6 protein-coding genes and 1 pseudogene are annotated in these 5247 nt (G+C 66.6%); all 7 read left to right on the forward strand.

Going from position 1 to position 5247, the window contains the following annotated elements:
- Positions 1–342 (forward strand): DUF4168 domain-containing protein (locus CKO28_RS26745; RefSeq protein ID WP_207168948.1); only part of this gene is annotated, 342 nt, incomplete at its 5' end.
- Positions 343–460: 118 nt separating this feature from the next.
- The gene (locus CKO28_RS26750) at positions 461–1468 is read left to right on the forward strand and encodes a patatin-like phospholipase family protein (protein WP_338050254.1); all 1008 of its coding nucleotides are present in this window, start codon (positions 461–463) and stop codon (positions 1466–1468) included.
- 15 nt (positions 1469–1483) lie between these two features.
- Positions 1484–2263: a 3-hydroxybutyrate dehydrogenase gene (locus CKO28_RS26755; protein ID WP_207168949.1), complete on the forward strand. Its 780-nt coding sequence runs from the start codon at positions 1484–1486 to the stop codon at positions 2261–2263.
- Between the two features lie 48 nt (positions 2264–2311).
- On the forward strand, positions 2312–2560 hold the full coding sequence (locus CKO28_RS26760) for a hypothetical protein (RefSeq protein ID WP_200344397.1): 249 nt from the start codon (positions 2312–2314) through the stop codon (positions 2558–2560).
- 88 nt (positions 2561–2648) lie between these two features.
- On the forward strand, positions 2649–4079 hold the full coding sequence (locus tag CKO28_RS26765; RefSeq protein WP_200344399.1) for a dihydrolipoyl dehydrogenase family protein: 1431 nt from the start codon (positions 2649–2651) through the stop codon (positions 4077–4079).
- Between the two features lie 236 nt (positions 4080–4315).
- Positions 4316–4513, forward strand: a 198-nt coding sequence (locus tag CKO28_RS26770; RefSeq protein ID WP_207168950.1) for a hypothetical protein, incomplete at its 3' end; no start/stop codon positions are given.
- Between the two features lies 1 nt (position 4514).
- Positions 4515–4758, forward strand: a pseudogene (locus CKO28_RS29510) (acyloxyacyl hydrolase); the annotation flags it as partial.
- Between the last annotated feature and the right edge of the window lie 489 nt (positions 4759–5247).

Here is a 5247-nt window from a genome sequence, read left to right on the forward strand (position 1 = left end):
GACATCAGCGCCGATCCCACCGCCGGCGAGGCCCGGACACGGACTTATAGCCGGGCGGACCTGCGCAACTTCGTGATCGCCGCGGTGCAGATCGATCGGGTGCTGCGGCGGCAATCGCAGACGCGGCGCAGCGAGAACACTGGATCTTGGGCCACCGATCCAAGCGATCGCATCCGCACGATCATCGAGGCGACCCCACGTCTCGACCCGGCACGCTACCGCGCCATCAACGAGGCCGTGCGAACGGATCCGGTGCTGCGCAGCCGGCTTCGTCGGGTGATCCAGGATCTGCGCGCGGAAAAGCATGAAGCGCTTCGTCCGCTGACCGCGGATACCTTTTGAGTGGCAACCGGCCACCGCACACGCGTCCTCGCGGTCCATCAAAACCGGGTGAAACCCTGTTTCTCGTCACAGGCGTGGCCTGTATTGCCGAGCCTGGAAACAGCCGAGGGGGCACATCGTGGCGTCCAAGACACCGATCAACCTGGCATTGCAGGGCGGCGGCGCGCACGGCGCGTTCACCTGGGGCGTGCTCGACCGGATCCTGCAGGACGATCGGGTCCGGATCGCCGCCATCAGCGGCACGAGCGCCGGCGCGATGAACGCGGCGGCCGTCGCCGACGGCCTGACGCAGGGCGGCCGGGAGGCCGCGCGCCAGCGCCTCGAAGCCTTCTGGACCGGCATCTCGGAGATGGCCGGCGTCGGGCCATGGCTGCGCGGGCCCGTCGAACTGATGACCGGCAGCTGGAACCTGGACATGTCGCCGGCGTACTGGGCGCTCGATGCCGCCAAGCGCGCGTTTTCGCCCTACCAGTTCAATCCCATGGGCATGAACCCGATCCGGGACATCCTGGCGGATCAGATCGACTTCGAACGGGTGCGCAGCTGCGATCAGCTGCAGTTGTTCGTCTCGGCGACCAACGTCCGCACCGGCCGGATCCGGGTGTTCGACCGCGCGGAGCTGACGCCGGACACGGTCATGGCCTCCGCGGCGCTGCCGCAGGTCTATCAGGCCGTGGAAATCGACGGCGAGGCGTACTGGGACGGAGGGTTCATGGGCAATCCGGCGATCTTTCCGCTGATCTACGAAAGCGACTGTCCGGACGTAGTGATCGTGCAGATCAACCCGATCGAGCGCGAGCACGTGCCCACCACGCCGCACGAGATCGCCAACCGGATGAACGAGATCTCGTTCAACTCCTCGCTGCTGCGCGAGTTGCGGGCGATCTCGTTCGTCACCGACCTGGTTGACAAGGGCGAACTCGACGCCGGCAAGCACAAGCGGATCTTTCTGCACCGGGTCCCGCCGGCGAGCGCGATGCTCGAATATGGCGCCTCCTCGAAGTTCAACCCGGAGTTCGCGTTCCTGGCCCATCTGCGCGATCTCGGCCGGGCCTCCGCCGCGCACTGGCTGGACCAGACGGCCGACAAGCTGGGCCGGCAATCGACCATCGACTTCAAGATCTGATCAGAGGGAGGAATCATGCGGCTGAACGGCAAAACCGCGCTGGTGACCGGCGCGGCCGGTGGTATCGGCTACGACATCGCGGCCCGCTTCGCCGGCGAAGGTGCCCGCGTGGCGATCGCCGACATCGACGGCGACCGGGCGGTCCACGCAGCCGAGCAGATCCAGGGCGACGGCGGCGCCGCGATCGCGCTCGCGATGGACGTGACCGACCCTGACGCCGTTTCTGACGGTGTCGGGCAGGTCGCACGCGAGTTCGGCACGCTCGACATCGCCGTCTCCAACGCGGGCGTCCAGCACATCGAGAGCCTGGACGAGCTGGACTTCGAGAGCTGGCGCAAGGTCCTGGCGATCCATCTCGATGGCGCGTTCCTGCTGACCCGGCATGCCCTGCGGCAGATGTACACGCAGGGTGACGGGTGCCTGCTCTACATCGGCTCGGTCCATTCCAAAGTCGCCTCGCCGTTTAAGGGCCCGTACGTGTCGGCCAAGCACGGGCTGCTCGGGCTCTGCCGTACCGTCGCCGTGGAGGGGGCCAAGCACGGCGTGCGCGCCAACACCATCTGTCCCGGCTTCGTGCGCACGCCCCTGGTCGACAAGCAGATCCCGGAGCAGGCGGCCGAACTGGGGATCAGCGAGGATGCCGTGATCCGCGACGTGATGCTCAAGGACACGGTGGACGGTGAGTTCACCACCACCGCCGATGTCGCGGAGGTCGCCGTCGACCTGGCGGCGTTCCGGTCGAAGGCCCTGACCGGCCAGAGCGTCGTCGTTAGCCACGGCTGGCACATGGCGTAGACGCACGCCCGAGATCTCAGACCTCACGCACCCTCAGGACACTGATCCATGGCCTGCCGGCGATGGCTGTCGCTTGCGGTTCATACTGGAACGGTGCGGACGTCTCTGGCGACGGCCGGGGTCGTCGGACCCGCCTTGATCGCCATCAACCAGGGCGACCGCGTGCTGGCCGGGCACGGGGTCGACATGGTCAAGGCGGTCCTGACGGTCGTCGTGCCTTACCTGGTCGCGACCTATGGCGCGGTCGCTGCCCAACGGCGGCAGGAGCGTGAACGGGACGGGCCCAGCCAGCGTTAGCTCTCTCCGGTAAGCTTCACGGCCGAGAAACGCCGGCTAGGTCGCTGCGGCACGTTACCGCCCCATCAAACACCCAAGAGTGGAACGCATGACTGATACAACCATGACCCCCGACCTCTGCGTCATCGGCGCGGGCTCGGCTGGTCTGGCGACCGCCGCGGGCGCGCAACAGACGGGCGCCGACACCGTTCTGGTCGAGAAGAGCCGCATGGGCGGCGACTGCTTGAACACGGGCTGCGTGCCCTCGAAGGCGCTGCTCGCCGCCGGCAAGGCGGCCAAGATGGATCAGCTGGCAAGCAAGTACGGCGTCGGCTACGGCCCGCCACGGATCGCGTTTTCCGATGTGCACCGGCACGTCCACGACGTGATCGCCGGGATCGCCCCGCACGACAGCGTGGAACGCTTCGAGGGACTGGGGGTGCGCGTGGTGCAGGCGCACGGCGCGTTCACCAGTCCGCGCGAGCTTCATGCGGACGGCGTGCGCATTCGCCCGCGGCGCTTTGTCCTGGCGACCGGTTCCACGGCCGCCGTGCCGCCGATTCCGGGCCTGGCCGAGACGCCCTATCTGACCAACGAGACGGTGTTCGAGCTGACCGAGCTGCCCGAGCACCTAATCGTGGTGGGCGGCGGCCCGATCGGCAGCGAGCTTGGCCAGGCGTTCGCCCACCTGGGCTCCCGGGTCAGCCTGGTCGAGATGTCGGACCTGCTGCCGCGCGACGATCCCGAGCTTGTGGACGTGCTGCGTCGACAGCTGCTCGCCGACGGGGTGGGGTTGTACGAACGCAGCCGGGTTGCGGGCGTGGCGCCGCAGGGCAACGGGGTCGCGGTGGACGTCGAGCGCAACGGCGGCCGGGAGCGGATCGCCGGCAGCCACCTGCTGATCGCTGCCGGGCGCACCAGTGTGCTGGACGGCCTCGGCCTGGACGAAGCCGGGATTGAGCGGACGAACGGCAGATTGAAAGTGGACGCCCGCTTGCGCACGACGAACAAGCGCGTGTTCGCCGCCGGCGACGGCGCCGGTGGGCCGCAGTTCACCCATGTCGCCGGCTACCACGCCGGGATCGTGATCAAGAACGCGCTGTTCCGCATCCCCGCCAAGGCCGACCACGCCAGCGTGCCCGGCGTTACTTATACGACGCCGGAGCTTGCGCAGGTCGGCCTATCCGAAGCCCAAGCCCGAGAGGCTCACGGTGACCGGATCCGCGTGCTCACCTGGCCCTATGCCGACAACGACCGCGCCCGGGCGGAGCGGCTGACCGACGGGCGGATCAAGGCGGTCACGGACACCAGGGGCCGGGTGCTCGGCTGCGGCGTTGTGGGCGCGCACGCGGGCGAGGTGATCTACCCCTGGATCCTGGCAGTGCAGCGTAAGGAGAAGGTGGGTGGGATCGCGCAAATGATCGCCCCCTATCCAACCTTCGGCGAGGTCTCCAAGCGTGCGGCCGGCAGCTTCTACACGCCCAGCCTGTTCTCCGCGCGCACCCGCCGGATCGTCCGCCTGCTCGCCAAGCTGGGATGAAGCACTCTGCCGCCGACCATCGCATCTTTAGGCTTCATACCGTCGCCTTGACGATCGCCGCCGGAGCCGATGCAAGACATCCGGCTAGGCGTGAGCCGCCGTGCTATGTGCGGGTGCTACGTGCGGGCCCCGCAACGAAATCGTGATGGCGTCACCGATCTTCCGGTTTTGCGGGATCGATCACCATCTGGCTCTTTTTACAGTGGTGATATGTACTGCGTAAGAGGGTAGTCGGCATGCGTAAAATAACCGGACCGGCGGTGGTGGCGTCGCTCGCGCTGGTCCCGACAACGGGGGCGGCCGATCAGCCTGGTCAACTCACCCTCGGCCTGGGCGCGTTCGACGCGTTCGATACCGACGAGCTGTCGGCCGAGGGAATGGCGGAATACCGCTTTGGCGCCCGGATGTTCGAGGACAATTTTGGCCCGCGCTTCNCCCGTTCGAGCGTTGGTATCTCTGGCCGTCCGCAGGCATAGCTGGGTACAGCGAGGGCGACAGCCGGGACTTAGGCGGTGTTTTTCAGTTCCACCTTGGACTCGCCGCCGGCTATCGGATCACGGAACGCACCCGGATCGGGATCGCCTACCAGCACGTCTCGAACGCCGACATCCATGACCGGAACCCCGGGGCAGACTCCCTGTTTCTGACTGTGACCTTTGCGTTTTCCACGCTTGACTGAAAGCAACAAGATCCAGCTAAACGGCAGTCGGCAACGCTCGGGTTCGCGACCAATCGGAAAAGGAATAGACGGGGTCGTCTACCATGAATGCCACTGAACTGGACCGCGCTCGTGAGGCCCTCGCTCGGGTGCGACGGGCGATCGAACACGCCGCAGAGGCGGATACTTTCACCGGACCCGACCGTGTGGACCTGCGCCGGGCCGAAGCAGCCCTCGAGGCGATTATGCGGCGCCATGAAAGCTCGTCGACGGACACAGTCACGCATGGCTAGGTAACCGACGGCGCTGGAACTGCCTTGTATCGGCAAGGTCAAGCGAGGTCGATGACATCAAACAGGACCGGCCCGCGTTTGTCGCATAGCCAATGTGTCTTTCTTTCACGGTTTGAAGCGGTAGATGCCAAAATGGCTGTTCGCTTCGATGGCGAAGGTTCCGCAGGGGCACATTTCTCTTCGAGATCTGGTCGGCGACCGCCAAATCGTTGGTTGG

The organism is Rhodovibrio sodomensis (genome assembly GCF_016583645.1).
Classification (GTDB): Bacteria; Pseudomonadota; Alphaproteobacteria; order Kiloniellales; family Rhodovibrionaceae; genus Rhodovibrio; species Rhodovibrio sodomensis.

Bases quoted from the DNA above. Each gene is read 5' to 3' on its own strand.
- CKO28_RS26755 (WP_207168949.1), top strand. From the start codon at position 1,484: ATGCGGCTGAACGGCAAAACCGCGCTGGTGACCGGCGCGGCCGGTGGT.
- CKO28_RS26760 (WP_200344397.1), top strand. From the start codon at position 2,312: ATGGCCTGCCGGCGATGGCTGTCGCTTGCGGTTCATACTGGAACGGTG.
- CKO28_RS26765 (WP_200344399.1), top strand. From the start codon at position 2,649: ATGACTGATACAACCATGACCCCCGACCTCTGCGTCATCGGCGCGGGC.